This is a genomic window from Achromobacter sp. KK8, assembly GCF_054188005.1.
This window is the reverse complement of record NZ_CM135178.1, coordinates 3,980,131-4,005,580: the sequence shown is the minus strand read 5'-3', so window position 1 is coordinate 4,005,580 and position 25,450 is coordinate 3,980,131. Positions and strand designations below refer to the sequence as shown.

29 protein-coding genes and 1 pseudogene are annotated in these 25,450 nt (G+C 66.6%); 4 read left to right on the top strand and 26 right to left on the bottom strand.

Features of this window, described 5'->3' with window-relative positions; all coding sequences use genetic code 11:
• Positions 1–23: 23 nt before the first annotated feature.
• Both ACVN9Z_RS18595 and ACVN9Z_RS18590 read right to left on the bottom strand, forming a co-directional pair.
• A complete protein-coding gene (locus ACVN9Z_RS18595; RefSeq protein ID WP_006386398.1) occupies positions 24–728 on the bottom strand; it encodes a riboflavin synthase in 705 nt (234 codons plus the stop codon).
• 110 nt (positions 729–838) lie between these two features.
• Positions 839–2,272 (bottom strand): aldehyde dehydrogenase family protein, encoded by a 1,434-nt coding sequence (locus tag ACVN9Z_RS18590; RefSeq protein ID WP_006386399.1) that lies wholly within the window; start codon positions 2,270–2,272, stop codon positions 839–841.
• A gap of 329 nt (positions 2,273–2,601) precedes the next feature.
• Between ACVN9Z_RS18590 and ACVN9Z_RS18585 the strand changes: the two genes are divergently transcribed.
• The 4 genes and pseudogenes from ACVN9Z_RS18585 to ACVN9Z_RS18570 all read left to right on the top strand — a co-directional run bounded on the left by ACVN9Z_RS18585 (position 2,602) and on the right by ACVN9Z_RS18570 (position 6,133).
• Entirely contained in the window at positions 2,602–3,405 is an 804-nt protein-coding gene (locus tag ACVN9Z_RS18585; protein WP_020927258.1) for a FadR/GntR family transcriptional regulator, read from the top strand.
• A gap of 106 nt (positions 3,406–3,511) precedes the next feature.
• Positions 3,512–4,286 (top strand): annotated as a pseudogene (locus ACVN9Z_RS18580) (3-oxoacyl-ACP reductase).
• Positions 4,287–4,645: 359 nt separating this feature from the next.
• Positions 4,646–5,902, top strand: coding sequence for a tyrosine-type recombinase/integrase (locus ACVN9Z_RS18575; protein WP_458212514.1), 1,257 nt, complete (start codon positions 4,646–4,648; stop codon positions 5,900–5,902).
• A 12-nt stretch (positions 5,903–5,914) separates the two neighbouring features.
• The gene (locus ACVN9Z_RS18570; protein WP_458212513.1) at positions 5,915–6,133 is read left to right on the top strand and encodes a hypothetical protein; all 219 of its coding nucleotides are present in this window, start codon (positions 5,915–5,917) and stop codon (positions 6,131–6,133) included.
• On the opposite strand, the gene lysC is transcribed toward ACVN9Z_RS18570, so the two are convergent.
• The 24 genes from lysC to ACVN9Z_RS18450 form a co-directional block, all read right to left on the bottom strand.
• The gene (gene lysC, locus ACVN9Z_RS18565; RefSeq protein ID WP_421429010.1) at positions 6,130–6,309 is read right to left on the bottom strand and encodes an Rz1-like lysis system protein LysC; all 180 of its coding nucleotides are present in this window, start codon (positions 6,307–6,309) and stop codon (positions 6,130–6,132) included. The genes ACVN9Z_RS18570 and lysC overlap by 4 nt on opposite strands.
• A complete protein-coding gene (locus ACVN9Z_RS18560; protein WP_458213531.1) occupies positions 6,239–6,631 on the bottom strand; it encodes a hypothetical protein in 393 nt (130 codons plus the stop codon). Before ACVN9Z_RS18560 ends, lysC begins: the two co-directional genes overlap by 71 nt.
• Positions 6,628–7,119 carry a hypothetical protein gene (locus ACVN9Z_RS18555; RefSeq protein ID WP_458212512.1) on the bottom strand — a complete coding sequence of 164 codons (492 nt, stop codon included), beginning with the start codon at positions 7,117–7,119 and terminating at the stop codon, positions 6,628–6,630. The genes ACVN9Z_RS18560 and ACVN9Z_RS18555 overlap by 4 nt, the downstream gene beginning before the upstream one ends.
• A complete protein-coding gene (locus ACVN9Z_RS18550) occupies positions 7,116–7,394 on the bottom strand; it encodes a hypothetical protein (RefSeq protein ID WP_045952776.1) in 279 nt (92 codons plus the stop codon). The genes ACVN9Z_RS18555 and ACVN9Z_RS18550 overlap by 4 nt, the downstream gene beginning before the upstream one ends.
• Positions 7,395–7,396: 2 nt before the next feature.
• Complete coding sequence (locus ACVN9Z_RS18545) at positions 7,397–7,705, bottom strand: hypothetical protein (RefSeq protein WP_458212511.1); 309 nt, start codon at positions 7,703–7,705, stop codon at positions 7,397–7,399.
• 63 nt (positions 7,706–7,768) lie between these two features.
• Positions 7,769–8,158 carry a hypothetical protein gene (locus ACVN9Z_RS18540; RefSeq protein ID WP_458212510.1) on the bottom strand — a complete coding sequence of 130 codons (390 nt, stop codon included), beginning with the start codon at positions 8,156–8,158 and terminating at the stop codon, positions 7,769–7,771.
• The gene (locus ACVN9Z_RS18535; RefSeq protein ID WP_458212509.1) at positions 8,159–9,211 is read right to left on the bottom strand and encodes a hypothetical protein; all 1,053 of its coding nucleotides are present in this window, start codon (positions 9,209–9,211) and stop codon (positions 8,159–8,161) included.
• A gap of 104 nt (positions 9,212–9,315) precedes the next feature.
• Complete coding sequence (locus ACVN9Z_RS18530; protein ID WP_458212508.1) at positions 9,316–12,108, bottom strand: lytic transglycosylase domain-containing protein; 2,793 nt, start codon at positions 12,106–12,108, stop codon at positions 9,316–9,318.
• On the bottom strand, positions 12,108–13,484 hold the full coding sequence (locus ACVN9Z_RS18525) for a hypothetical protein (RefSeq protein WP_458212507.1): 1,377 nt from the start codon (positions 13,482–13,484) through the stop codon (positions 12,108–12,110). Before ACVN9Z_RS18525 ends, ACVN9Z_RS18530 begins: the two co-directional genes overlap by 1 nt.
• Before the next feature lies 1 nt (position 13,485).
• The gene (locus tag ACVN9Z_RS18520; RefSeq protein ID WP_458212506.1) at positions 13,486–14,256 is read right to left on the bottom strand and encodes a hypothetical protein; all 771 of its coding nucleotides are present in this window, start codon (positions 14,254–14,256) and stop codon (positions 13,486–13,488) included.
• A gap of 9 nt (positions 14,257–14,265) precedes the next feature.
• On the bottom strand, positions 14,266–15,303 hold the full coding sequence (locus tag ACVN9Z_RS18515) for a hypothetical protein (protein WP_458212505.1): 1,038 nt from the start codon (positions 15,301–15,303) through the stop codon (positions 14,266–14,268).
• Positions 15,300–15,710 carry a hypothetical protein gene (locus ACVN9Z_RS18510; protein ID WP_458212504.1) on the bottom strand — a complete coding sequence of 137 codons (411 nt, stop codon included), beginning with the start codon at positions 15,708–15,710 and terminating at the stop codon, positions 15,300–15,302. The genes ACVN9Z_RS18515 and ACVN9Z_RS18510 overlap by 4 nt, the downstream gene beginning before the upstream one ends.
• The gene (locus ACVN9Z_RS18505) at positions 15,710–16,036 is read right to left on the bottom strand and encodes a hypothetical protein (RefSeq protein ID WP_458212503.1); all 327 of its coding nucleotides are present in this window, start codon (positions 16,034–16,036) and stop codon (positions 15,710–15,712) included. Before ACVN9Z_RS18505 ends, ACVN9Z_RS18510 begins: the two co-directional genes overlap by 1 nt.
• Positions 16,033–17,481, bottom strand: coding sequence for a hypothetical protein (locus ACVN9Z_RS18500; protein WP_458212502.1), 1,449 nt, complete (start codon positions 17,479–17,481; stop codon positions 16,033–16,035). The genes ACVN9Z_RS18505 and ACVN9Z_RS18500 overlap by 4 nt, the downstream gene beginning before the upstream one ends.
• A complete protein-coding gene (locus ACVN9Z_RS18495) occupies positions 17,478–18,077 on the bottom strand; it encodes a phage adaptor protein (protein ID WP_458212501.1) in 600 nt (199 codons plus the stop codon). The genes ACVN9Z_RS18500 and ACVN9Z_RS18495 overlap by 4 nt, the downstream gene beginning before the upstream one ends.
• Positions 18,074–18,388, bottom strand: coding sequence for a hypothetical protein (locus ACVN9Z_RS18490; RefSeq protein WP_458212500.1), 315 nt, complete (start codon positions 18,386–18,388; stop codon positions 18,074–18,076). The genes ACVN9Z_RS18495 and ACVN9Z_RS18490 overlap by 4 nt, the downstream gene beginning before the upstream one ends.
• Positions 18,389–18,435: 47 nt before the next feature.
• The gene (locus ACVN9Z_RS18485) at positions 18,436–19,377 is read right to left on the bottom strand and encodes a DUF5309 domain-containing protein (RefSeq protein WP_458212499.1); all 942 of its coding nucleotides are present in this window, start codon (positions 19,375–19,377) and stop codon (positions 18,436–18,438) included.
• A gap of 7 nt (positions 19,378–19,384) precedes the next feature.
• Positions 19,385–20,323, bottom strand: a complete 939-nt coding sequence (locus ACVN9Z_RS18480; RefSeq protein WP_458212498.1) for a hypothetical protein — start codon at positions 20,321–20,323, stop codon at positions 19,385–19,387.
• A gap of 112 nt (positions 20,324–20,435) precedes the next feature.
• Positions 20,436–20,792, bottom strand: a complete 357-nt coding sequence (locus ACVN9Z_RS18475) for a hypothetical protein (protein ID WP_458212497.1) — start codon at positions 20,790–20,792, stop codon at positions 20,436–20,438.
• Positions 20,785–21,087, bottom strand: a complete 303-nt coding sequence (locus tag ACVN9Z_RS18470) for a hypothetical protein (RefSeq protein WP_458212496.1) — start codon at positions 21,085–21,087, stop codon at positions 20,785–20,787. The genes ACVN9Z_RS18475 and ACVN9Z_RS18470 overlap by 8 nt, the downstream gene beginning before the upstream one ends.
• Positions 21,065–23,203 (bottom strand): portal protein, encoded by a 2,139-nt coding sequence (locus ACVN9Z_RS18465; protein WP_458212495.1) that lies wholly within the window; start codon positions 23,201–23,203, stop codon positions 21,065–21,067. The genes ACVN9Z_RS18470 and ACVN9Z_RS18465 overlap by 23 nt, the downstream gene beginning before the upstream one ends.
• On the bottom strand, positions 23,203–24,468 hold the full coding sequence (locus tag ACVN9Z_RS18460) for a PBSX family phage terminase large subunit (RefSeq protein WP_458212494.1): 1,266 nt from the start codon (positions 24,466–24,468) through the stop codon (positions 23,203–23,205). The genes ACVN9Z_RS18465 and ACVN9Z_RS18460 overlap by 1 nt, the downstream gene beginning before the upstream one ends.
• Before the next feature lies 1 nt (position 24,469).
• Positions 24,470–24,760: a hypothetical protein gene (locus ACVN9Z_RS18455; protein WP_458212493.1), complete on the bottom strand. Its 291-nt coding sequence runs from the start codon at positions 24,758–24,760 to the stop codon at positions 24,470–24,472.
• Positions 24,761–24,888: 128 nt separating this feature from the next.
• On the bottom strand, positions 24,889–25,332 hold the full coding sequence (locus ACVN9Z_RS18450; RefSeq protein WP_458212492.1) for a hypothetical protein: 444 nt from the start codon (positions 25,330–25,332) through the stop codon (positions 24,889–24,891).
• Positions 25,333–25,450 lie beyond the last annotated feature (118 nt).

The following is a 25,450-nucleotide window of genomic DNA, read 5'->3' as shown; positions in this document are numbered from 1 at the left end:
GATGGAAGGCGGACGGCCGCGTCCTACTTGAGCTTGCCCTGCGGGCTGACGAAATCTTCCAGCGTCAGCCCTTTTTCCTTGAGGATGGCTTCCAGCAGCGGCTGCAGCTTGCCCAGGCTTTCCTGGACGGTCTCGCGCACCGTGTCCACCACCACCTGGGTGCTGCGCTCGATCTCGATGTTGACGTGGTCGCCCACCTGCTTGTCCTCGAACACCGTCATGCGGCGGGTCTCGGGGATCAGCCAGACTTCGAACCAGCCCTCGGCGCGGTTCACCTCGGACACGGTCAGGCTGGCGCCGTTGATGGCGATGTAGCCCTTGGCGAACACGTACTTGCGGAACGCCTCGGGGATGCTGAAGCGCATCAGGCGATTGGTGTCCGACGACTTCACCATCACCACTTCCGAGGTGAAATCGACGTGGCCGGACAGCGGATGGCCGCCGATCTCGGCGCCATCCCTGGCGGCGCGCTCGACGTTGGCGCGATCGCCTTCCTGGTAGCTGCCCAGCGTGGTAATCGCCAGGCTTTGCAGCATGACGTCGAAGGTGGCGTGGTTGGCGTCGAGGATTTCGGTGACCGTCAGGCAGACGCCGTCGGTCGAGACGCTGGCGCCAATCGCCAGGTCCTTGCAGAAGCCGTCGGGAAACGCCAGCGTAAACGTGCGCAGGCCTTCGCGGTCCGCGATGTTCGCGATCTTCGCGGTGCCTTGGACAATACCGGTGAACATGCTGATCCTGGATACGGGGCGTGGCGCCCCTGGCAAAACATCAAAGGTAACCGATATTTTGCCACCGGGCGCCCGCCCCTGCCGGGGCGGCACGCCCGGCCGCCGCCGGATCAGTGGCGGATGGCGATGGTCTTCAGGGTGGTGAAGCCATACAGCGCCTCGAAGCCCTTTTCACGGCCGTAGCCCGACTGGCGCGAACCGCCGAACGGCAGTTCCACGCCGCCGCCGGCGCCGTAGTTGTTGACGAACACCTGGCCGGCGCGCAGCTTGCGCGCCAGGCGCAGCTGGCGGCCGCCGTCGCGGGTCCAGACGCCGGCCACCAGGCCGTAGAGCGTGCCATTGGCGATCTCCAGCGCCTCTTCCTCGGTGTCGAACACCATGGCGGCCAGCACCGGGCCGAACACTTCTTCCTGCGCCAGGCGGCTCTTGGGCGGCACGTCGCGGAACAGCACCGGCGGCTGGTAGAAGCCGCTGTCGGGCGCGCCGTCCTTGAGCTGGCCGCGCGCCGCGACCTTCAGGCCCTCGGCTTCGGCCTCGGCCAGGAAACCGCGCACGCGGTCGTGCTGGCGGGCGCTGATCAGGGGGCCGACGTCCAGGTCCTGCGCGGCGGGGCCGGTGACGGTGGCCGCGAACGCCTCGCCCAGGCGCGCCAGCACTTTCTCGTAGACGCCGCGCTGGATCAGCACACGGCTGCCGGCCGAGCAGGTCTGGCCCGCGTTCTGGATGATGGCGGCCAGCAGCACCGGCATGGCGGCGTCCAGGTCGGCGTCGTCGAACACGATCTGCGGCGACTTGCCGCCCAGCTCCAGCGTCACCGGCACGTGGTTCTCGGCGGCGGCGTGCGCCACCATCTTGCCGGTCTGCGGCGAGCCGGTGAACGAGATGTGGTCGATGCCGGGATGCGCCGACAGCGCCGCGCCGGCCTCGTGGCCATAGCCCGTGCAGATGTTCAGCGCGCCGGCGGGCAGGCCCACCTCGGCGGCGATCTCGGCCAGCTTGAGCAGCGACAGGCAGGCGTCCTCGGCCGGCTTGACCACGCAGGCGTTGCCCGCGGCCAGCGCCGCGCCGACGCTGCGGCCGAAGATCTGCAGCGGGTAGTTCCAGGGCACGATGTGGCCGGTCACGCCATGCGCTTCGCGCACGGTCAGCACGGTGAAGCCCGGGGTGTAGGGAATGGTCTCGCCGTGCAGCTTGTCGACCGCGCCGGCATAGAACTCGAAATAGCGCGCCACGGCGGCGGCGTCGGCGCGGGCCTGCTTGATCGGCTTGCCGGTGTCGGCGGACTCCAGCTGCGCCAGTTCTTCCTGGCGGTCGAGCAGCGCGAAGGCGATGCGCATCAGCAGGCGGCTGCGGGCGGCCGGGGCCATCTGCCCCCACTCGCCCTCGAAGGCCTGGCGCGCGGCCGCCACGGCGCGATCCACGTCCGCCTCGCCCGAGCGCGCGATGGCCTCGAACACCTTGCCATCGGACGGGTTCAGCACGGGGATGGTTTCGCCGCTGGCGGCGGGCACCCATTGATTGGCGATAAAGTTCTTCTGAGTCACGGTGTGCGGAGTAAAGTAGCGGCCGGTTGGCCGGTTGCGGAACGCGCGGATGCGGGGGTCTCCTGGCGCGCCCGGTGCAGCCGGATCGCGCCACCCGGGCGTCGATGGCGCGCGGTGTGGTTATAGGGATTCGTCCAAGGTAAGGGAGCGCCTCGCAACTTGTCAATTGAATTGACAGCTTTTATCCCAAGCTTCAGGATATTTTGATGCCGACTCGGGTTATCCCTAGGATCCCACGCCATGCCGCCATGCACTCCAACGCCGGCAGCCGTTTTCCGATTTGTCATGACCATTAACAAACCCGGCGTTCGCGCCATGGGAGCAAGGCAATGAGCAAGGTGCGCGATCCGCAACTGGACAAGCTGCTCACCGCGGCCAGCCGGCCGCGGCCCGAGCTGGACGTCCTGGCCGAAGTGGCCTCGGGCCTGGGCTACGTGCGCGCCGAACGCTTCGCCGAGCGGGTCTACGAAAGCCTGTTCTACGCCATCGCCACCGGCAAGATCGCGCCCGGAGCCAAGCTGCCGACCGAACTGGAACTGGCCGCGCTGTTCGAAGTATCGCGGCCGGTGGTGCGCCAGGCGCTGGACCGCTTGCGCGAAGACCAGCTGGTCGAGTCGATGCGCGGTTCGGGCAGCTACGTGCGGGCCAAGCCCGACCTGATGGGCGGCATGCCCGCGGTCGACCCGGCGCGCCGCGTCGGCCACATCCTGGAAGGCCTGGAACTGCGCATGGTGATCGAACCGGAATGCGCCTATCTGGCCGCCCTGCGCCGCACCGACGACGACCTGGCCGAAATGGACCGCATGCTGGCTGGCTACGAGGCCGCCGATGCGGCCGGCGCCATCGCCCACCACCACGACTACGGTTTTCACCGCGCCATCGCGGCGGCCACCGGCAACCAGCGTTTCGTGCAGGTGCTCAAATCGCTGGAGTACGACGTCAGCCATGCCGTCAACGTGATGCGCCACCTGGTGCACAGCGAACCCTGGAAGCGCACCCGCGCCGCCATCGACGAGCACCGCCAGATCTATCGGCTGATCCGCGAACAGGACGCCGAGGGCGCCCGCAACATCATGCGCGCCCACATCGAGAAGGCCCGCAGCCGCATGCTCAACAGCGGCTCGGAACAGTGAACCACCCTTCTTGCGACGTCGCGCCGGGATAGCCGTCCGGCGCTGGCCCTTTCCGCTTCACCCTGTCCATCGGATTCATCCCCCGTTTTCCTGCCTGATCACCGCCATGCCCAGCACCGCCCTCCCCCTGGACCAGCAACTCGTCATCGTCACCGGCGCCAGCCGCGGCCTGGGCGCGGCCATCGCGCGCGCCTTCCTGCGCGAAGGCGCGCGGGTCGTCGTCAACTACCTGAACAGCGAAGCCGCGGCGCGCGAACTGGCGGCCACCGCCCCGGACCGCCCTGGCCGCGCGGGCCGACGTGCGCGACGCCGACGCGGTGGCCGCCATGGTGGCGCGCGCCAGCGAGCACTTCGGCCTGCCGGTCGGCACGGTAGTCAACAACGCCCTGCCCGCCTTCCGCTTCGACGGCGACGCCCGCCCGCATGCCGACACGCTCGACTGGGCCCGCATGAACGCGCAGTTCGAAGGCAGCGTGCGCGCCGCCCTCAACACCACCCAGGCCGCGCTGCCGTCGATGCGCGCGGCCGGCGGCGGCCGCATCATCAACATCGGCACCAACCTGGTCCAGAATCCGGTGGTGCCGTACCACGACTACACCGCCGCCAAGGCTGCCCTGCTGGCCTTCACGCGCACGCTGTCGCACGAACTGGGCGCCGACGGCATCACCGTCAACATGGTGTCCGGCGGCCTGCTGCGCACTACCGACGCCTCGGCCGCCACGCCCGACGAGGTGTTCGACCTGATCGCCGCCGGCACGCCGCTGCGCGAAGTGACCACGCCGGAACAGTTCGCCGACGCGGTGCTGTTCTTCGCCAGCCCGTGGTCGCGCGCGGTGACGGGGCAGAATTTGATAGTGGATGGCGGATTGGTGAAGGGGTGATGCCGGAGCCGCGCGGCGCGCGCGCCGGGCACGGTATCATCTGGCCCAGATAACGGCGCTTTCCCGGATCGGATTTCGATGGGACGCCGCCACGCGCCGTCCGCCAGCGCGACGCCATGCGTCCGGCACGGCCAGCCACAACAATATTCGGGCAGACACGCAACATGAAACTCGCCACCTGCAAGCTGCATGCAGGTGTCAGACCGTTTCCCACCGAACACCCACCTCCCCGCCAGCCCGCATAAACGCGGGCTGTTTTGTTTCTGAGCGTGCCATGTAGTACTTTGCTGGCGACAGTTCAATGAGTAGCCAGATGAGTAGCTAGGGCCCCAGCTACTCAAAATGAGTGGGAGACCAGTGTGGCAAAGCGTGGATCGAACCTGCTGGACGATATCCAGTTGCGGCGGTGGATCGCCGCCGGCGAGCGCATCGCGCGCAGCGACGGCGACGGCCTGACGTTCACCCTGTCAGCGGCCGGTACGGCCACCTGGGTGCTGCGCTATCGCCTTGGCGGCCCGCAGAAAGAGGTGACCATCGGGAACTACCCGGACGTCACGCTGGCCGAGGCCAGGAAGACGGCCAGGAAGCTGCGCGCCGCGATCGACCGCGGCGATGATCCAGCGGTGGAGAAGCGCCAGGAAAAGGCCCGCGTCACCAAGATCGCCACGGTGCGGCAGCTGGTCGAGGACTTCAAGGGAAAGAAGCTGGGCGGCCTGGCAGTCGACACGGTGCGCTACCGCATCTGGGATCTGGACAAGATCATCCTGCCCAAGCTGGGGTCGTTGCCCGTCGACCAGGTGCAGCCGGCCGACGTCGTGCACATGATCGAGACGGCAAACCGCACCTGGACGATCTCCAAGCGCATCCTCACCAGCGCCAAGATGCTGTTCGCCCACGCCTGCGGCCTACGGCTGATCAACGTCAACCCAGTGGTCGGCATTGACTTGGTTGCGCTGCGCGGCCCCCGGCCGCCGGTCCGTCGGCGCGTCATGCTCACCGAGCCGGAACTGCGCACGCTGCTGGCCGGCATCGAGGATATCGGCACCGAGAACGCGCTGGCCCTGCGGATTCTCCTGGCCACGTGCGTGCGATCGACCGAACTGGCCACGGCGCGGTGGGAGTATGTCGACCTCGAGGCTGGCCGCTGGATCGTGCCAGAGGAAAACGTCAAGGTCCGGCGCGCCTTCATGGTGCCGCTCACCCCTACCGTGGTGGGCTGGTTCCGGCAGCTACAGGAGCTGGCCGGAACGTCCGAATGGGTGCTGCCTGCACGCCAGGAACGGCGCCGGCGCAACCAGGGCGGCGACACCCACGTGGGCAAAACCACCCTGTGGGCAGCCATCCAGCGCGCGTTCGCGCGCGGCGACATCGACATCCGGCGGTTTACCCCGCACGACACCCGCAGCACGGCCAAAGGCCACATGCGAAACCTCGGCGTCAGCAACGAGGTGTCAGAACTGGCGCTGAACCACAAGCTCAAGGGGATGGAGGGGATCTACGATGTCCGGGAGGACATCCCCGAGCGGCGCGTGGCGCTGGAACTGTGGGCGGCCTTCCTGGACAGCTGCGCCAGTGGCACCGCCTGGAACGTGACGCCGCTTCGCGCTGCGTCCTGATAGGAGACGACCATGGAAGACAACGGAATCCTGGAACAGGTCCCCGGCCAGTACGTGGCCCAGGCCGCCCTCACCCTGCCGCCGGCGGCCAGCGCCGAGGACCGCGACTACCCGGTCGAGGTCGACGCCGGCCACGCCGGCCTGGTGCGCATCACCTTCCGGCGCCAGAAGGCCAGGCGCAACAAGACCAGTCACTGGTTCTGGCTGGCGCAGCGGGCGGACGCGGTCTAGGGCTTGGCCCAGGCATCCACGACCGCCTGGTGGCGGGCGGCACACTCGGCATATTGGAACGCCAGCGCCACGTGCGCCTGCGCCAGGTCGTCCCAGGATGAGGAATCAACGCGCGGGACCGGCGGGCACGGGGCGCTGAGGTTGACGGGCAGCGTTGGCCGCGTCGATACCGTCATTGGTTGCGCGCACCCGGCCAGGGTCGCGCACGCAGTCAGCAGGCAAAGGACGCTGAACGATTTCACGGGTGTACCTCTCGATGACCTGCGGCCGCGTCGCGGCGAGTTGGTCGATAAGGGCCTGAATGCCGCCGGACAGCCCGGTCAGCCGTTCAGCCTCGGTTTTGAAGCCCTCCAGCTCGGCTACGCGATGGGCTTCTTGGCACTCTGCCCGGCCAGCGACTCGCTGCGAATGCCCATACAGCACCACGCCGGCGCCCAGCACCATCACCACCGCCGCGCCGCCGATCCATGGAAGCGCCATGCGCAGGAAGGGATTCACGGCTGCACCTGCGCGGCAGCCTGGCGGTAGAGATCCGGCCAGCTATCCGGCTTGGGCTTGCCCGGGCGCCAGGTGCGCAAGTACAGCGCCCAGCCGGCGTCCGCATCGCCGACCGGCGGCAGCGCCTTCGGGTCCGTCCAGAGCAGCAGCCGCGCCACGCCGGCGGCCAGCACGTCGTCGTACTCCAGCGCCGCGTAGATCGCGTCCGGGTCGCAGGTGACGCTACGGGCCTTGCACAGCGCCGCCAGGCGGTCCTTGCTGGCCTGGTGCAGGTACACGCCCCACACGCCGCCGCGGCTCGCCCTCGTGCCCTTCTCGAACTGCCAGAAGCCGCGGGCCGGGCCGCCGATCTGGCGCCGGTGCACGAAGCGGCTTTCCTGCAGGCCGATGGCCAGCAGCATCACCCGCGCCTCGGGCGTATCCATCCGCGCCGGCAGCAGCGCCAGCGCCGGGGTGATGGCGTCGGCAACGATGGTATCAAGGGTCATAGCGTGGGCTTCCTGATGTGCTTTGCCGTCACCGCGGCAACGTAGAAGGCGGCCGACGCGGCAAGCGCGGCATCGCCAGCGCTGGCCCAGCCGGCCATGAAGATCCGGCACGCGGCGCCGGTGGCGGTCAGGCTGACGGCGGCCAGGCCGATCCGCTCGAAGGTGGTGTCCTTGATGGCGCGGGAGAACACCGCCAGCACCGCGCCGCCGGCGACGATGAGCCAGCTCACGAACGCCAGCACGGCCCAGAGCGTCAAGTAGATGGTGCTGTCCATGGTCATGCCCCTTTGCCGCGCACGCGGTCAATCACTGCCTGCCACAGCGCGCCGATGGGCGCCGCCTGCACGGCCTCCCACCCGCGCGACACGATGGCCATGCCGAACATGCCGGTCAGGAAGCCCGCCAGGCCTTCCGGGATGCCCAGCAGCAGGGAGAGGTAGGGCGAGGCGTAATAGGCCACCAGCGAGCCGCTGGCGGCCATGCTCAGGCGTGCGGGCCACGATCCCTGCAGGTAGCGCATGGACACGGCCGCGCCCAGCACGCCGGCGAACTTTGCCGCGAAGGCGTCGAAGTCTTGGATGTTCAAGCGGGTCCCCTAGAGGCGAAAAAAAGCCCGCACGCGGCGGGCCATGGTCAGGTGCAGGAGCAATCAGGCCACGATCAGCGCGGCCTCTTCGAACAGCGCATCCCGCTGCGCTTCAGAGATGCCAGCCTTGTCCGCCAGGAAGTTGAACGCCGCGCTGCTGCGGTTCCATTCCGTGGCCTTATCGAACGCCCATTTCACCTCGGCCGGCGTGTCGGGCGCATTGGCAGCAGCCTGCACTGCCTCCATGAGCCCCGCGCGGATCAGCGCGATGCCACCTTGCGCTGCCGTAACAACCTGCACGGGAGCCGCCACGGGCGGGTCGAAGGGCAACGGCGTATTGCCGTCGGCAACCCAGGCGAGATATGCCACGTAGTCGAGGTTGTCCAGACTGAACGGGATATAGGCGTTATCCGCCAAGCGCAAGACGATCGAATCGGATATGAGTTTGTACATTTACAGTCCCGCGTCTAGGATTACGCGGCAGCCGATCGGGGTCCGAGCGAGCATAGTGCCCGACGCCGGGGCGCCTGCAGGAGTAGCCCAGGAAATCTGTAACTGGTTATCGACAACAACCACACTCACAACGTTCATCGTGACCCAGACGCCGCCAATAAACGCTTGCCAACTCGCTGCATCTATGGACGCGGTGGGTTGAGCAATTCGCATCCGATCCCCCATCGGATACATCATGAGGACGCCCCCGCCGGAGGGAGTCATCACGATCTGCCAGTTGTTGGCCTTGAACGTGTCCAACCGGTAATACCATCGCGCCGCCCTCAGTTCGACGTCCATCGGGCGCACCTCGAACATGTTCGGCGTTGATCCAGCCTCGAGCTGCGGCAGAGACAGCGTACCCGTGCCGAACTCGACCGAGGCATTCACCCCACCGACCAACGTGGCCACAACCGGAGCGGCAGCGAATGACCCCGCGTTGATGCGCGCCTGCGCCGTTCCCTGCCATGACAGCACATGGTCGCCGCTAAGGATCGACGAGCCTTCCACCACTTGAACCAGCGTGCCGGCGGTGATGTTCAGTGTGGTCACGCCGTTGGCGGTGGAGAAGGTGTAGGTGCAACCGCCGCTGCCGGCTTTGAACATGTCATGTCCATAGGCCCCCGCCGCCAGCGTTACCGTCCCGGAAGCTGCTCGCTGATTGATCGCGAGCAACCCGTTGATCAGCTTGTTGCGGAAGCCGCCCGTAGGCAGCAGGCCGGTGGCGCCATCTGCCGCGTACAAGGGGCGGTCCAGGATCTTCCCCGCATCGACCCAGCCGGTGTTGTCGGCTTTGCGTCGAAACGTCTTTCCGGTCGACGGTTGCGCCCAGGTCATGTAGGCGAACGGGTTCGCCGGCTCGCTGTCGCTGACAAAGTCGGTGGCGACCTGCCGCGTGAAGGCGAACCCCGCGCGCAGATAATCATCCAGATTCGGGCCGACCGTTTCATTGCCCGTGGGGCTGTTCGCCGCCGGGTTGGGGTTCAGGTCCCCGACGTTGGAAGGTACAGGCATATCGTCACCAATAAAAATGCCGCCATGCGGCGGCGGTTTGACCGTAGAATTTGCGGATGAACTTTGATCCGATCCTGTTGGGCTATCTGGCGGCCGCCATCATCCTAGGGGCCATTGACGCCTGGCGCCGCAAGTAGGCCGCCCGCAGCGGCTGCGCCGGGCAGCAGGAACGGCGCGCTCACGCTTCCCTGACGTTTCATCTCTTCGGCCAGCAGCCCCGGCAGCACGTTCTGGGCGCCGCGCTGGCGCAGCGAAATTTCAATGTTCCGTAGCGGGGTCAGCAGCGCTGATTCACCGAACGGGATCTTCCCCAGCGCTCCTTTCAGCAAGTCATAGCCGCGGCCGGCCAGCAGCGCGCCCGAATTGCTGTTGTTCACGGCCGACCCGACCGGCTGGGCCTGCATGTAGCTGCCTACCCGGCCCACCGCGCGCAACTGCTCGATTTCAGCCGGGCTGAAGAACTGCGACAGCTTGCGGTTACCGATGGCATTCAGGGCCTTGTTGTAGGCCGCCGCGCTGAACTTCCCGACCTCGTCGGATGCGCCGTTCAGCGCCTTGCCCTTGAGATAGTCGACCAGGTGGTCGCGCACGGCGCCGATCGCGTACTGGTTGTTGCCCAGCCCGCGGCGCAGCGCGGCAACGTCGGCGGCAGTCGCATTTTTCCCCAGAATGTAACGGCCGACGAACTGGTCGGGCGTAGCCGTACCCTCGAATACCGCCTTCAGCGCTGGGCTGGACTCCACGGACTGCATCATGGAGCGATTGGCGGCGCGAGCCTGGTTGAACGCGGCAATGGCCTCTTCGCCCAGCTGGGGGTTATTCGCCACCGCCGGCAGATTGCCCGGGTTCACCGCGCGCGCGCCGGCAGCGCCCGTCTGCTGGCCCAAGCCCAGAACCGGCGTGTTGTCCAGCTCGTTGCGCACCACCCCCAGAGCCATTCGGACCTGGCCATCAGAAGAAGCCCGCTGCAAATTCCCCATGGCCGTTTTCAGCTGCTCGGCATAGTCGACCGTGAAAGGCACCTCCCCCCGCGCAATGCGGTTCAGGTGGCTTCGCACGTCGGCCGGCAGCGCAGCGCCCAGCAAACGGTCGTCCAACGCCTGCCCCACCCGGTTGGTGAAAGATGCGCCGTCCAGCGGGAAGCTGCGCCCGGCGCTGTCGCGCGCGTTCGAATACAGGTTATTCACGTTGGTGCGCTGCGCATCCAGATTGCGCGCCAGCGCGCCGATGGCGGCCTCGCCGGCGTCGATCGCCTCCGGCGCGCGCGCGGCGCCCGCCTCGTTCAGGTTGGCGATCAGGCGCGCGTTGTTCTCGTTCTGCATGCGCGGCAGGCCGGCCAGTTGGTCGTCAGCGCTGTTGGCGGCGATCTTGGCCAGGTTCTGCTCGCGCGTGAGCTGCACCGGGTCCAGCGTGATCGAGCCGCGCGTCGGCGTCGCGCCCACGGTCCGGAAATCCGCCAGGCGCCGGACGGCGTCCGGTCGCAATTCGCGGCCGGTGCGCAGCGCGGCCTCCATCTCTGCGCGCAGCCCGCGCGCCACGGTCTCGGGGATCTTCGACAGATCGACGCCCGCCTCATCCATGAGCCGGTTGAAGCGGATATCCAGATCGCCCGGCTTGGCCGTCATGCGCTGGGCCACGTTTCGCGCGTTCTGCGCGATGCTGTTGGTGGCCATGACCGCGCCACCGGCCAGCAGGCCCCCGGCCAGAGACGCACCGAACTGCCCAAGCGCGCCGGCCCCATTCTCGCGCGCCATGCCGCCCAGAGTCCCCGCGCCGACCGCCGAACCCAACTGCACGCCCGGATTGGCGGCCAGGCCGGCCGCGACGCTCTGCCCCAGCCCGGTGGTGCTGGCCGTGGGCAGAAGGCCGCCAGCAGCCTGCGCGCCGCCGCTGGCCGCACCCATCAGGCCCATCATGCCACCGCTGCCAGCCATCAGGCGCGCGGCATCGCCCACGATACGCTCCTGCCGCGTTTCGGGCGAAGGCAGGCCCAGGGTATCCGCCAGCGCTGCCATCGTGCCGCCGGACGACGTAGCGGGCGGCAAACCCACCAGATCGGCGGCAGGGTTGACGACGTACCGGCGCAAGGGCTCGGTCACGAGCTGGGCAGCCTGGCCCAGCCCCTCCAGCCCGTAGCGCGCGGTGAGCCCCGCCTGACGGGCCCATTCGGATGGCGAGCCGATGCCGTCGAGAAAGCCCTTTTTCTCCGGAGCGGCCGGCTGAAGCTCCGGCGGAAGGCGAGCGTTGCCGCCCAGATCTCGCAGCGGCATGCCATTGGGCACACGAGAAGCGGGCGCCGCGGCGTCCGTGCCGCCCCATTCCAGGCGCATGGCGCCGTCCGGGCTGCGGCTGGTCAGCACCTCGCCGGCGGCGGGTTGCTCGGTGCGCGGCCGTTGCTGTTGCTGCTGGGCAGGCGCCGCAGGCATCGCAAACTGCTGGTTCAACTGCTCCCAGGGGTCGGCCTCCTGCCGCGCCGGCGCCGCGCTTTGCTGGGAGAACTGGCGGTTCAGATCTTCCCAGGGGTCGTTTTGTTGTGCCATGCCTGCCCTCACCTTCTGGATGTAGCCCCGGGTTTCATCCGGGGCCCTATCGATGCCTTTGCGCTGCAGGTTGCCGATGCCCCAGTTGTACGCGGCCAGCGCGCTGTCCAGGTCTCCCGTCTGGTCGATCATGTCGCGGTACATCCGCGCCGCGCCGCGGGCTGCCTGCGGCAAGTCGTTGGGGTCGGTCACACCGTACTGGGCTGCGGTCTCTGGCATGAACCCGAAATGCCCCTGCGCGCCCTTCGGCGACAGCATGTTCTGCCCGCGGCTCGACTCGGCCGACCAGACGCTATCCAGCAGGCCAGCCGGCAGCCGATACTTCTCTTCAAGCGCGGCAAACAGGGGCTGAGCCATTACCGACGCTCCTGCGTGCGGTACTGCGCCATGATCGGGTCGTTCCAGAGCGAGCCCTGGATCTTGCGCCATTCCCGATCCACCCGCGACAGGTCGCCGGCGCGCTGGGCCAGCGGCAGGGCCGCCTCGTAGTACTGGGCCTTGCGCATGCGCTGGTTGGCCTGCGCCTGCGCGAAATCGACGATGAACTGGTTCGCGGCGGCCGGATTGGACAGCTGCGCAAAGGTCTGCGCCGCGCGCTGCGCATCGCCCTCGGTCTGCGGGCCTTTCTGTAACATCAGCGCGTTCTGCAGGCGCTCCATGGCGATCGACTGGAATTTCTTCGCGTCCGTAGCGTATTGCTGCACGGATTCCGGCGCGATGCCCAAGCTCGTCAGCAGGTTGGCGGCGGCCGCCTTCGTTTCGGTGCCCCAACCCGTATCCAGTGGGATGGTGCGCCATGCCGCCAGGCTGTTGGACAGGTCCGACGCGGCCTTGCCATCGTCCAGCGCCGGCCGATAGCTGTTCGACAGCCAGTCGCTGTTGATGCTCTTGGCCGCGTCCTGCGCGACCGGGCCCGGGGTGTAGCCGATGGCACCCGGGCGGGGAGGCATCCCGCCGCCGGTGCTCATGCCTTGGCCGGGCAGACCTTGAAGCAGCGCAGCCGCCTGTGCGCGCGTTCCTTTGAACGTACCGCCAGCGCCGTCTGGGATGTCCACGAGATCGAGGCCGGCGGCCGTGGTTTGCTGATCGCGGTTCTGGGCGATGTTGAAAGGCAGCTGGGCCGCGGCGACGGCGCCGGCCCGCGCACCCTCGGCGCCGGCATTCGCCGAGCTGTACCCTGGAATGGGGCGTACCATAGGCTCGCCATTGGCACCGTAGACCAGCTGCATGCCCTCGCCAACCTTCGGCGTGAATTCCAGCATCCCCGTGATCGGATTGCGGTACGTGGCGCCGGCCTCGCGCTTGGCGCCCTCGTTGGCATACTTGAGCTGGTCCAGCAGGTCCGGGCCGCCCATGGCCTTGAGCATCGTGACGTCCTGCAAGCTCAGCGGAAACCCGCCGGCGCCCGGGCCAGCGCCGCGCACGGCACCACCTTGGCCGCCCGGCGCCCCACCGCCAAAGCGGGAGGAAAGCAGCGTTTGAATGCCCCGCTGCTTCGTTGCGTCCTGCGTCAATTTCTCGATCTGGGCCTGGCGGTACGCGTTCTGCAGCTCGGAATCCCGCGCATGCTGCATGCCTTGCGCGGCTCCCATCATCCCCGAGGCCAGCGCCGGCCCGAAGGCGCCATAGTTCCCGTTTGCACCAGCAAGCAGGCCCGCGCCCATGCCAAGCAGGCCCATCGACAACGGGTTGTTACCGTCGTTCGCATAGAGAGAGTCAAAAAGGCCGGCCATATCAAAGCCCCCCGATGATTTTGTCCAACAGCCCAGACGTGCGGCTGACCTGGCGCGGCGCCACCTGTGGAATGAACTGGGAGAACAGGCCGCGCATGTTCGCACCACCACCGCCGCCGCCGCCCATCATGGGCATTTGCTGCGGTTGCTGCTGCTGGCGCTGCTGCTGGCCGAACATGTTCTGCCCCATCTGCATGGCGTCCATGGCCGAGAATGGGCTGGCCGCCGCAGCGCCGCCGCCGAGCGTGGCCGCGCTGGTGCCAGTAGCCCCCATGCCTGTACCTGCGGTGCCGGTGCCCAGCCCCTGCATCAGGGGGCTGGCGTAGGCGCCCATGGTGTTGAAGGTGCCCGTGCCGAGCGCACCCATGCCGCCGAGCCCGCCGCCAGCGCTGCCCGCTGCCCCGGCGCCCGCGCCACCTGCACCACCGGCGCCAGCAGCACCGGCAACTGCAGGCGCGGCGAAATAGCCACCCAGCGCAATTCCCACGGCATCCCCGGGCTTGTCGCGGATGACGTCGCCCACCCGGTCCACGATCGGGATCTGCCGCACGGGGTTGATCGTCTCGTCGATGCGATCAAACGGGGTCATGACCTTGGAGCCCACCCGGTTCGTCATTTCCGGGATCTTGTGGCTGGTGAGGTCGACCCACTTGTCGCCCAGGCCACCGGGCAGCCACGCCATGGGGTCGGTCCACTTCTGGATGGGCGCGCCGATCGCGCCGAGAATCGATTCGTGGTTGCCCGAATCGAACAGTCCGTCAAAAAGTCCCATTTCCGCCCCTTAGCCGAACAGGCCGCCCAGCAAGCCCAGACCGCCGCCAATGGCGGTCCCCCAGGGGCCGAACATCGACCCCATGCCAGCGCCGCCCAGCGCGCCGCCCAGCGCACCGGCCGTGCGGTTGACCTGGTTCGGGTTCGGGCCGACCTGGTTGCGCGCGATGCCGCCGCCCGTGGCGCCCGTGATGCCATTGGCCAGGATTTCCATCTGCTGGTAAGGCTGGCTCACCTGCTGCTGCCAACGCGTCAGCGCATCGTTGAGCTGGCTCTGGCTGTACTCGCGCTGGATGTCGCCGATTCCCAGCAGCGCCTGGTAGTTCTGGTAGTCGGTGTTGGCGAGGCTCGGCGCCAGGCCCATGGCCTGCATCTGGCGCTGCCGCTCGGAATTCCACAGCGCGTCATCGCGCTGCAGATCCTGGGCCGCAATCTGCCGCTGAATGTCGTAGTCCTGCATTCGCATGCCGCTGCTGGCGTTGGCCAGCGTATCGCCCAGCGCGCGGTTCTGCATGTCCTGCGTCTCTTGCATCGCCGAGCCGCCGAATGCGCCGGAATTGCGGAACTGGGCCAGCGTCTGCGCGCCCGTGCCGGCGGCGTAGTTCCGCGCAATGTCGCCCTGCGTCTTCTGGATGGCCTGGTCCAGGTATGGATTGTCCCCGGCATACGGATTTTTCTCCGCGCCGCGCATGTACTGGCCCTGCAGGGTCGCGGTCAGGCCCTGGCGCGCTGCGTTGATATCGGCCGAGCCATTGAGCGCGCGCGACCGGATTGCATTCATCGCCGTGAGCTGGTCCTGATTCAGCCCCGCAGTCAGCTGGCCCCCATACACAGGCGTCGGCGTCTGCGAAAGGTTGTAAGACCAGTCCATCAGGCGTTCGGCATAGGGCTGCACATACCCCGGCAATTCCACCTTGGTGGTCTGCGTCGTGCTACCGCCGCCTCCCCCCTTGAACGCTGGCCGGCTGCGACCAAAAGAAAAGCCCCGATTGCCGGGGCCCTTGTCGGACGGGTCGTAAAACCCGCCATCGTCACGATATCGACTCATAGGTCACACCTCACCACTTGATACGCTACATGGAAGCCCAGGCGGCCCCACAACCTTGCCACCGCTGGCGGGCAATAGCCTTGGATCTTGCTGGCGCCACGGTCCTTGAGCCACGTTTTCAACTGCGCCACGTCGGCTTCACACGCGAATAGCCGCCGGCCGCCCGTCGCGATAAAGCTGGCGACGCGATAATTCGGGTATTGGATAAATTCAATGGCCAGGGCACCGACCAAGGAATCCCCCTCGTGCACCAGCACCAGGTCAGCCTGGCGCGCAGTGATCAGCATGCGCAGTTGGGACAAATCCAGCTCGCCCTCGCCTTTTTCGAGCGCCGCGGCCAGCAGCGGCGCGACATCGGGCCAGATCCTGTCCAGCTGGGCCGGGTCGAAGTGCATGAGCGTGCGCATCAGTTCCCCGTCAGTACTCGCTGCTCGCGCCACGTGCCGGGGTTCCCGCTGGCCACGCAGATCCAACCGGTGACCACGTACCGCGCCCCGGCTGTGCCCGCCTCCACCGGCGCGACGTTGCGGATGACATCGCCCTGCTTGAAATCCCCGGTCGTGGGGGGTGCCGCGAGCGCGTTGTAGGACGCCTCGACGCGGCCCTCGGCCATGTTGTTGACCTGGATTGCCATGCCCGACCACAGCCGGGAAATGGCGAAGGTCAACTGCTGCAGGTAGCTGACGCCGTCCTTGGCGGCCGGCAGATTGGCATCCGGTGGAATCTTCATCATCGTTCCCCGTCCGCCTGCATACGTGGCTCGAAGCCGATCAGTTCCATGTTGCCGGTGAAGGTCATCTGCGCACGATGAAACCGCGCCGAGCGCAGCACATCGAATTTCCCATCCGCCAGCACCGAAGCGACGCCGATCTCGAGCGGTGTACCGACGCCGCTATGGTGGAATGTCTGGCATGCCCCGGTGGCGGGGTTCTGGGCGAAGCGCACGCGCACACCCTGGAGCGTTGAATACTGCCAGTCGTCGCCGAAATCCCCGGTCATGGCCATGGAGTCCTCGCCGTCTCCAGTCAGGGACGCCACCTTGTGATCCACGCCCACGATCGCCGGCACCACCGAAGCCGACAGCCAGAAGGGCGAGTCGTAGGGGATCTGCGGAAGATCTTCGTAGGTCGCGTACAGGTCACCCAGCGAGTCGTAGGTGATCTGGGCCGAGGCGTAGTCTATGACCGCCTCGATACGGCGGTTCGCACGGCCCCACTGGTTGCGGCGGTAGTTGTAAACGATGGCTGAGTCGATCGAGCCGTCCGTGCTCGAATTCGAAGGGTAGTACCAGATGACCAGGCCGCTGATAGCGTCGTGCTGGCCGATGACCCGATAGCGGTAGGTCTGGTTCAGGTCGCGGAAGAACCACGATTTCACCGAGTCGCCAATGGCCTGCGGCCGCGTGCCGTCGAAGATGTAGAAGTTGTCCCAGCCGATGAACACGTGCGCCGTGCCAATCGACACCACGCACTCCTGATTCGTCGCGCCAATCTCGCCCGGCACCATCTGCCAGGCCCACACAACCGGCGGCCCTTGATAGCGGCCGATGTACATGGACCGCTCCTTGTACGCGATCATGTCGCTGCCCAGGGCCCGCCCGGCCCGGATCTCGCCCGGCGAGTCCAGGAGCCGTCCACTCGCGCACTGCGAGGCAATCGAGGGCGTCCAGACAGTGTGATCGTAGATACCCGAGCACCACCAGCGGTCGGGGCTGTCTCCGAACGTGGCGTCATCGGTGTTGAACGCGAAGACGAAGCCCTGCGTCACTTCGATGATCTGCGCTTTCGGCGCGCCGGCGATATCGGAAAATGCTCCGGATACGCTCTGCTGGATCGGGTCGGCGCTGTTGCTGGCCAGCGTGGCATTCCCGAACTGGGCGAAGCGCCACCGGTTATCCGTGATCGTCGAATAGCCGCCGGCGCGCGAGACGTCGGACCAGGCGAGCGACACGCGCTCATACAGCCGGTTGTTCGTCCCGACAATGAGCCGCTTGGCGTTGTCCAGCCGCGTCACCGCGGCAGCGCCGTGCACCGCCCCAGGAAGCGCAGGCAGGCCCGAATCCACCGATTTCGGCGCAGCGCGCATACCCTTCGTTCCCGGGACCAGCATCGAGCAGTCCGTGATTACGCCAGGCGTCGTAGGGTCGAGGTCGGGCGCGAAGCCGATGAAGGGAATCACTGGCGAATCTCCAGCGAGCCACCCGAGAACTTGGCCTTGTCGCTCGACGCCTGCAGGTCGCCCAGGGCCACCTGCAACAGCGATCGCCACGTCTCGATGCGCGGGTCGTTTTTCAGGTACGGTTCGGCTTCCAGCAGCGAGCCGTACAGGTAGATATCCGGCCCCGAAGTCAGCAGCCAATTCAACGGCGCGGCAGTCGTCAGCGACGGGATACGGGCGTAGTAGGTGAATTCGAGTTCGACGGTGTTGTCGATGCGGGCGCCCACCACCAGGTCGTCGCCTCGAATGGTGTAGTAGTCGCCCTCGTAACGCCCCATTCCGCCGCGCCGCTCCCGCATCTGGTCGCTGGTGACGAAGTGCAGCGGCGCGCCGTCGACAGTGGGCTTGCCGAGCAGTTCCAGCCAGTCCGCAGGGAAGGCCACCACCGGCCCGGCGATGGTCTGCGTTACCGTGGTTTCCATCTGGCGCACCCGCAGGTTGCGGTTGAAGCGGGTTTCCGCCAGGGTGATCAGATCCGGAGCCACTGGCGCCAGGTCGGTGCGGCTCAGCCAGCGCCCGATAGCGGCCTGCAGCTCCGCGTAGTTCGTGATGCTCATACACGGCCCCCGTGCACCCGAAACGCAGCGTTCTCGGGGTCGTTGACACACTCGCGCAGCAGCCGCACGTCCTGCATGACCGCATCGAAGGTCACGCCGCGCTTTTGCGCCCAGGCCGCCACCACCACCACGGGGATTTCCGCCACATGGCGGTCACCATTCGCCGCGTGCGTCTGGCCGGAGGCGGCCAGGTTGTGCGCGAAATCGACGATTTTCTCGACGTCGGCGACCGTCTGCAGGCCGATCCGGCCGTCTACCTTGTGGAAGATCGTCTGCGTGCCGCGCGAGGCGGAAAGGAGGTGTTTTTCCATAGAAAAGGCCCCCGGTTATTGGCCGGGGGCCTTCCTTCAGGGTGGTTTTAGGCGACGGTCAGGTCACGCACCGCGAAGTTGGCCGCCTCGTTGTCGCATTTCAGCGTCCACTCGGTGTTGACCATCTTCTTGACGTTGTCGCCCGTCTTGGCCAGCTCGGACGACTTGAACGGCCGCAGGGTCAGCACCGACCACATGCTGGGGTCGATGCCGAAGACGTCGCGCTGACGCTGGTAGCGGCTGTTCACCACCTTGTAGGTGCCGTAGTCGCCCTCGTACACCGCGATGGTGGCCGTCAGCTCCTTCTCGTTGATGGCGTACTGCTTCTGGGCGCCAGCATTGAACGCGGAGAAGACCGGGCGCTGCGCCGACGGCAGGAACAGCAACGTGGGGTTGCCGCCGCTGTTCCAGGCCTTCGTTGCGGCCTCGACCAGCAGGGCCTCGGTGAAGGCGCGCTGCGTGCCGTCGGTCGGCGCCGTGTTGGCCACGGGGTCGGGGTCGGTGCCGTCGCTGGCCTTGCTGGTGTTGGTCTTGATGAAGCCCAGCGCGCCGCGCGACTGCGGGGCGGTAGCGGACGCCGCGGCGATGGCGGTGGTGTTCTGCAGGGCGGCGAATTCGATGTCGCGCTTGAGCTCGACCATCTTCTTCACGTCCTGGTAGGACACTTCCGACTTGCGGCCGGCCTTGTCGACCACTTCCTGCGTGCCAGTGACGGCGAAGGTCTTTTCGGAGATCTGCGTGCGGTTGCCCAGGCGCACCGTGGGCGTGATCACCTGCGGAGACGGCTCGTTGCCCTGCACGACCTTGTTGTTGGTCGCGGCTTCCAGGGCGTCGGTCTGCCATTCTTCGTACACGGCGGTGGCTTTGCCCTTGCCGATGGCCGAGACGAACGGGGTTTCCTCGGGCGAGATGTTGTAGATCGCGTCCGAGAGGGCTTCGCGGTTGCCGACCGCGTCGAAAGTGGCGAAAGAATTGGCGAGTTTTGCCATGATTACCTCACTTGTTGGCGGCGTTCATGAGCACGGCCATGGCCTCGATCGAGGGCTTGGCGGCGAAGCTCTTGGCAGCCTTTTGCACGGTGTTGGGAGGGACGGACCGGGTTTGCGGCGCCGGCTTCGGCGCGGCCGCCACCTTTTTCATCGCCTCGGGCTTCTTGGCCTGCAGCTCGCGGTACTTCATCGCGTCATGCAGCACCCGGATATGGCGCGGGTCGGTGATGGTCGACATTTCCTCGGGGGAAAAGCCGTATTCCCGGCCGGTCACGTTCAATTTCTGAACCAGTTCCTTGCCGAAACCAGGGATCGCGTTGGGCCCCGTGGAGAGTTCAGCCGCCGCTTGCTTTTGAGCAGTCAGGAATGCCTGGTGTTGCTCTTGAGTGCGGGCCTGCTGGACGCTCTGGAGATGGGCGGCCAACCCATCCCGTTGCTTGGTGGCCATCATCAGTTCGCTCACTGCGCTGCTGTAGCCGGTCGGGTCGTCATAGCGGTTGATCTGGGCGATGTTCGCCTCGAGCTGCTTTACGATCCGGTCCTGCACATGCAGCTCACCGAGCGCCTGCGCGAACTGCTGGACCTGCTGGAACTGCTGCTGTACCCGCTCGTTGAACGAATCACGCTCACGCGCCAATTCTTGCGTCTTGTGCGTGTAGTCCTGGTTGCGCATGTAGCCGGCCTTCAGCTCGGCCACGGGCGCAGAGAACTTTTCACCCGAACTGGTTTCCCACTCGATGACCTGATCATCCGGCGACGCCGCGGCGGGGTTGTCGTCGGCACTGCCGTCAGGATCGTTCTGCGGGTCGTCGTCCTGCTCGCCATCCGGCTGGCCTGCGCTGTTCGCCTCCCCTTCGGGTTGGGCGGGATCGCCTTCCTGCAGTTCGGGTTCGTCCGACTGCGCCATTTGGCTTACAAGTTGCTCGATGGTGGTGGTTTCGTCCATTGCAAATACCTCGTGAGGTTTGACTCCGACAACAAAAAGGCCCGCTATCTGCGGGCCGATCGGTTGGTCTTTCTACGGGCCGCCATCAAGGGCTGGCGGCTTGCCCAAGAAATCATTGGTGCTGCGTCCCGTCGCTGTACGTCGCGAGCGCGTCGCCGGCGGCCAGGCGGATACCGCCGTAGCGGCCCGCATGCACGCCCTCGTCGGCGTTGGGATGGGTGATCAGGGTCACAACGATGCCCAGCGCCATGGCGGCGTCCTCGTGGCGCGTGATGAACATGCCCAGCGGCTCGGCGGGGATCGGATCGGCCGGCGGCGGCGCGGCGGGGTCGGCGGGCTCGGCGTCCGCCGGCCGCTGCTCCGGCTCGACAGGCGCCATGGCGGCGTCCTGGGGCTCGGCCGTCACGGCGGGCTGGTCCTGGGTCTGGTCTTGCGGCTCGTTGGCCGGCGTCTGCTGTTTCTTAGCCACGGAAGAACTCCTTTGCACGGGTCAAGGCGCTCTTTCGCTCTTCCTCGGCCCTCAGGTGGGCGGAAACCAGTGCTCCGGTCTCCATGTGGGTCTTCAAAGCCAGCTCGAACTTCTCGGCCACCTTGAAGAAGCGGAAAAGGTGCTCGCGGCCCTCGGTATCGCGCGCCGGCGACGCCTGCCAGGCTGCCAAAAGCTCCGCGCGGATGTCGGCCAGCGCTTCAACGACCAGCGGGTCTTCGAGGATCAGCCGCGCGCGCTCGGCGCGGGCCAGGTCAATACTGTCCTTGGTGTCCATATCCGGGGCTCATGAGGGTTTGCAGCGTGTCGCGGCGCTCTTGGCGGTCCGCGCGTTCCTGCTCGTCGGCGGCCGTGGCGGCCTTGACCAGGGAATCGCGGTTCTTGATGCCGAGTTCTTCCTGCTTCTGCTGCAGTTCGATCTGTTTCATCTGCAGTTCGACCTTCTTGGCTTCCAGGTCGAGCCGCTTCCCTTCCAGCATGGCCTCGGCCTTGACGCGCTCGGCCTCGACCTGCGCCTTGGCCAGAATTTCCTCGGGCGACGGCGGCGGCGGGTCCTTCGGCTTGGCGTTCGCCGGGTCGGTGAAGTACAGCTCCGCTCCCTTGATGCCCATCGCCTTCATGACCTGCTGCAGAGCGTTGTAGACGTTCGACTCGTCGGCCAGGCTGGACCCGGCCTCGATCGCCTGCTGCTGCATGGCAATGACCTGCTGCCACATGGCCACCTGCTCGGACTTGTCGCCCGTGCCCAGGCCCACGTTGATGGTGACGTCCATCTCGTGCGACCACTCGCGCGGGTCGAAGGCGACGAACTGATTGCGCAGCCGCACCACCGCGGCCTTGTCCTGGTACTGGCACACCAGGCGCAGCACGAGGCGGTACAGGTCCTTGACGCCGGTCTCGGCGAAGATGCGGGCGATCATCAGCATGCGCTTGTCGCCCTTGCCCATGATCTTGGTGACGCCCGTGGCGGTCTTGTTCAGGCTGTCGGCGTCCAGGCCCTGGTTGTAGCGGGTGACGCCCGTGCGCGCCTCGCGGCGGCTGTCCATGAACTCGATGCCCTGCAGCGCCTCGCCGGAGACGTTCGTCGTCTGGAGCGGGCCGGCGGCATTGGCCGCCTTCATGCGCACCACGCCGCCGATGCGGTTGGACAGCAGGTCGTCGAGGTTCACCTGGCCGTCGATCGCATAGGTGCGCGGGTTGTTGGCCAGGTACAGGGAATCCAGGTACTGGCGCTGCAGGGCGGTGTTCGTGGCCTGGATCGGCGCGACCGGGTCGGCCAGCGCCATGCCGTAGACCGAATGCGGGATAGGAATGGGCGTCAGCAGGCAGTAATCGGGCCCGTCGTCGGCCTCGACGTTCTTCAGCGTCTTGTTGCCGCCGCGCAGCACATAGCGCCATTCCGCGATGCCGTCGCCGTTGAAGTCGGCCTTGATGTAGCCGCAGAAGAGAACCACTTCTTCCGTCGACTTGTCGGTGCTTTCAGGTTCGCCCAGGCGCCAGGTGCTGGATTCGTGTTCGGCGCGCTCCTTGAGCGAGTCGCCCGTCTCCAGAATGCGGTACTCGTAGTCCTGGACCGTGTAGGCGTCTTCCCTGTCGATACCCATCTCGACCAGGTCGGAACGCGTGAATGGCCGGATTTCGCCCTGCAGGATGGCGTCGGCCTGTTTCGTGGCTCGCTTGGAGATGATGAAGGTCTCGGGCCGCACACCCTCGATGCACACCTTGCCGGCCGGGCGCGTCACCCGGATCTCGACGTCGTAGATCATCTTCGCCGGCTGCGCCAGCATCTGCTCGACCTGCTGCGCCTGCTCGGGCGTCATGGTCTGCATCTTCTGCATGGCGTCCTGCCGCATGGCCTCGTCGGTCGGGTCTGGATGGCCTTCCTGGGCCACGATCTCGACGCCCTCGGCATCCAGCAGCATGGTCAACTGCTCTTCGGTCAGCCCGCGGTACCGCTCCTTCTTGACCGACTTGGCGGCGTTCCAGTAGGCCCGCACGATACCCAGCTTGGCCAGCATCGCGTCCTTGAACCAGGTGTTGAACACCAGGAAGCCAGGATTCTGCTTGCGCACCAGGTGGTTGATGTAGTCGGTCGCTTGCGCCGCGCCCGACTCATCCTCGGGCCCGGTGGGTTCGAACTCCCCGATGTTGTCGCCGGCCAGGAAGATATCCAGCAGGTCGGGCAGCACCGATTCGACGGTTTCGAATACGTCCCAGGATACGACCTGCGAGCGGCCCTCGACCTCGTTACCCAGCGGCAGGCCCAGGTAGAACTGGTAGTTGCGCTCGCGCTCGTCCTTGATCGCCGAATCCAACCACGCTACGGACTGCGCGACCTCGTCATCGACCAGACCGTCGAAGGTCTCGTCGTCCATCTTCTCTATCTTGTCCATCAGGCAAGGCCCAGGTTCGGGTAATTGAGGGCGCCGCCCCAGGTTTCGTTGGTCATCCGGTCGGCATTGATCGCGATGTAGCGCAGGTTGTCAGCGCCGTGGCTGAACTCGTCGTGCAGCGGCGCGCCCGGCTCGTTGGTTTGCTGGTTCACGCTGCGGCGGTAGCGCTTGGCGCACTGCACGATGCGTGCGGCCTTGGTCTTGTCGAAATACATCCTCGGGAAGGCCATGCGCGCGGTCCGGATGCCGTCTTCCACGGACATGCTGGGGGTGATGTCGACCGTCCAGCCCAGCGCCTCCATGATTTCCTGGCTGCTCTTACCGGTCTTGAAATCCTTGTTGCGGCCGTCGTGAGGCAGGAACATCGTCCCCCAGTTCAGGTTGCGCTTGCGCAGCTCGGCCGAATACCAGTCCAGTGTTTTGTGGCTTTCCTCCAGCGTCTCGATGACGCGCAGGTCGGACAGGCCGCGCTGCACCAAGGAGATGAACATGGCATCGTTCCAGCCAAGGTCAACGACCACGTGCACCTTGAGCATTGGGTCATAGGGCACGTTGGTGATGCGCCCCTGCTCCTGCGCCGCGGCCATCTCGTCGTAGTAGATGGCGCCGGCCACCGCCGGCAGACACTTCCCTTCCCAGATCTGCGGATACCCCTTCGGGTCGCGTCGCAGGCATTCCAGCCGCTCCTGCTCCAGCACGTCGGGGAACCAGGGGTTGTCGGAATAGTTGATCTGGACCACCACGGCATTGCCCGGCGGGTCCAGCACGAAGCGGCTGTAGGTCTCGTCAGATTCCAGCTCGGGGTTCAGCGAGATCCAGATTTCCGAGCCTTCCTTGCGGATGGTCGGGATCAGAACGTCCCATGAGCGCTTGCTGACCTTGTGGGCTTCTTCGACCCACACAACGTCCGCACCTTCATACGACTTGATGGAATCGACGGTGTGGTCGGCCAACCCCGCGAACGAGAACTCCGTTCCGTTGGCGCCGCGGATCTCGTTGTTCTGGATCTGGTAGAACCAGCCCAGGCCGATAGCCTCGATCTGGTCCGACAGCAGCTTGTGCACCGAATCCTTGATGGACTTCTGCACCTCGCGCGTGCACAGGATGCGCAGCTTGCGCTGGGCGCCGAGGGCCAACAGCGCGCGGGCGAACGACCAGGACTTGGCCGAGCCGCGCCCGCCGTGGGCGACCTTGTACCGCGCCGGCTCGAAAAGGCATTGCAGCTTTTCGGGGAACTCCAGCACGGGAAGGTCGCGGGCGCCCATGTCAGGCTCCGGGACGGCGGAAGGCGATCTGCAACGCCATGTTGATGGGCTTATCCGGGTCGCCGCCCTCGATGGGCTGCACGGACTTGCCGTAGGCGCGGTCCAACAGCTCCTTGGCGGCGGCGACGCGGGCGGCCGGCGGCTGCTTCGTGCCCTTCATGATCGAGACGAGCGTCGCGATCGCTTCGGGCCCGTGCTGCTGGGCCAGCGCCTTGATTTCGGCGGTCGCCTTGTTCGGGACGCCCTTCTTGCGGCCCCCGCGGCGTTCACCTGGTTTCGATCCACCTGCCATGGCTATATCCGGCTACTTTTCCCTGGGTAGAAATAAAAAGCCCCCGGCTCTGGGACCAACCAGAGATCGAGGGCAGAAACGAAAAAGCCCCGGCTTGTGGGCCAGGGCTTCGGACGCAGTTGTTACGTCTATGCCGCGCATCCTAATCCTGATCGGCCCGGAAGGCAAGCCCCGGCCGTCGCATAGTCGTTTGGAATCAACTCCTTGGCGATCAGGTCGGGGATGAGCGCGGCCTTGGCTTCCTGGTACAGATCCATGGCCTGTTCGGGCGACAGCCGGCCGGAGCGCCACACGACGCCGCCCAGGCGGTTGGCGCAATGCAGGTCCACCGCCACGGCCTGCATGGTCGTCAGGCGGTCGATGCACCACTGCGTGCGCTCGGCCTTGATCCTGGCCAGGCGGACTTCCCGCTCGTCCATGTCGTCCCAGACGGCGCCGCGCGCCGGCGGGATGTCGCGGAACATGGCCGAGCCTTTCAGCCGGGGCGGCCGGCAGCCGCGAGTGGTCCAGGGATACCAGACGTTGACCAGCAGGTCTTCGACGGCGTCCAGGTCTTCGAATGGGTTTTGCATATGGTCTCCTATGCGTTGCTCGACGCCGTGCATCTCCATGAACTCCCGTGCCGCTCGGTACTGTCCGGCGGCGTCGGCAGGCCGGTGCGCGGAATGGATGAATTGAAACGACGACGGC

Excerpts from the sequence above, each read along its gene's own strand:
- ACVN9Z_RS18595 (WP_006386398.1), bottom strand. The coding sequence starts at position 728 with ATGTTCACCGGTATTGTCCAAGGCACCGCGAAGATCGCGAACATCGCG.
- ACVN9Z_RS18585 (WP_020927258.1), top strand. The coding sequence starts at position 2,602 with ATGAGCAAGGTGCGCGATCCGCAACTGGACAAGCTGCTCACCGCGGCC.
- ACVN9Z_RS18570 (WP_458212513.1), top strand. The coding sequence starts at position 5,915 with ATGGAAGACAACGGAATCCTGGAACAGGTCCCCGGCCAGTACGTGGCC.
- lysC (WP_421429010.1), bottom strand. The coding sequence starts at position 6,309 with ATGACGGTATCGACGCGGCCAACGCTGCCCGTCAACCTCAGCGCCCCG.
- ACVN9Z_RS18555 (WP_458212512.1), bottom strand. The coding sequence starts at position 7,119 with ATGACCCTTGATACCATCGTTGCCGACGCCATCACCCCGGCGCTGGCG.
- ACVN9Z_RS18550 (WP_045952776.1), bottom strand. The coding sequence starts at position 7,394 with ATGGACAGCACCATCTACTTGACGCTCTGGGCCGTGCTGGCGTTCGTG.
- ACVN9Z_RS18540 (WP_458212510.1), bottom strand. The coding sequence starts at position 8,158 with ATGTACAAACTCATATCCGATTCGATCGTCTTGCGCTTGGCGGATAAC.
- ACVN9Z_RS18535 (WP_458212509.1), bottom strand. The coding sequence starts at position 9,211 with ATGCCTGTACCTTCCAACGTCGGGGACCTGAACCCCAACCCGGCGGCG.
- ACVN9Z_RS18530 (WP_458212508.1), bottom strand. The coding sequence starts at position 12,108 with ATGGCTCAGCCCCTGTTTGCCGCGCTTGAAGAGAAGTATCGGCTGCCG.
- ACVN9Z_RS18525 (WP_458212507.1), bottom strand. The coding sequence starts at position 13,484 with ATGGCCGGCCTTTTTGACTCTCTCTATGCGAACGACGGTAACAACCCG.
- ACVN9Z_RS18520 (WP_458212506.1), bottom strand. The coding sequence starts at position 14,256 with ATGGGACTTTTTGACGGACTGTTCGATTCGGGCAACCACGAATCGATT.
- ACVN9Z_RS18515 (WP_458212505.1), bottom strand. The coding sequence starts at position 15,303 with ATGAGTCGATATCGTGACGATGGCGGGTTTTACGACCCGTCCGACAAG.
- ACVN9Z_RS18510 (WP_458212504.1), bottom strand. The coding sequence starts at position 15,710 with ATGCGCACGCTCATGCACTTCGACCCGGCCCAGCTGGACAGGATCTGG.
- ACVN9Z_RS18505 (WP_458212503.1), bottom strand. The coding sequence starts at position 16,036 with ATGATGAAGATTCCACCGGATGCCAATCTGCCGGCCGCCAAGGACGGC.
- ACVN9Z_RS18495 (WP_458212501.1), bottom strand. The coding sequence starts at position 18,077 with ATGAGCATCACGAACTACGCGGAGCTGCAGGCCGCTATCGGGCGCTGG.
- ACVN9Z_RS18490 (WP_458212500.1), bottom strand. The coding sequence starts at position 18,388 with ATGGAAAAACACCTCCTTTCCGCCTCGCGCGGCACGCAGACGATCTTC.
- ACVN9Z_RS18485 (WP_458212499.1), bottom strand. The coding sequence starts at position 19,377 with ATGGCAAAACTCGCCAATTCTTTCGCCACTTTCGACGCGGTCGGCAAC.
- ACVN9Z_RS18480 (WP_458212498.1), bottom strand. The coding sequence starts at position 20,323 with ATGGACGAAACCACCACCATCGAGCAACTTGTAAGCCAAATGGCGCAG.
- ACVN9Z_RS18470 (WP_458212496.1), bottom strand. The coding sequence starts at position 21,087 with ATGGACACCAAGGACAGTATTGACCTGGCCCGCGCCGAGCGCGCGCGG.
- ACVN9Z_RS18465 (WP_458212495.1), bottom strand. The coding sequence starts at position 23,203 with ATGGACAAGATAGAGAAGATGGACGACGAGACCTTCGACGGTCTGGTC.
- ACVN9Z_RS18460 (WP_458212494.1), bottom strand. The coding sequence starts at position 24,468 with ATGGGCGCCCGCGACCTTCCCGTGCTGGAGTTCCCCGAAAAGCTGCAA.
- ACVN9Z_RS18455 (WP_458212493.1), bottom strand. The coding sequence starts at position 24,760 with ATGGCAGGTGGATCGAAACCAGGTGAACGCCGCGGGGGCCGCAAGAAG.
- ACVN9Z_RS18450 (WP_458212492.1), bottom strand. The coding sequence starts at position 25,332 with ATGCAAAACCCATTCGAAGACCTGGACGCCGTCGAAGACCTGCTGGTC.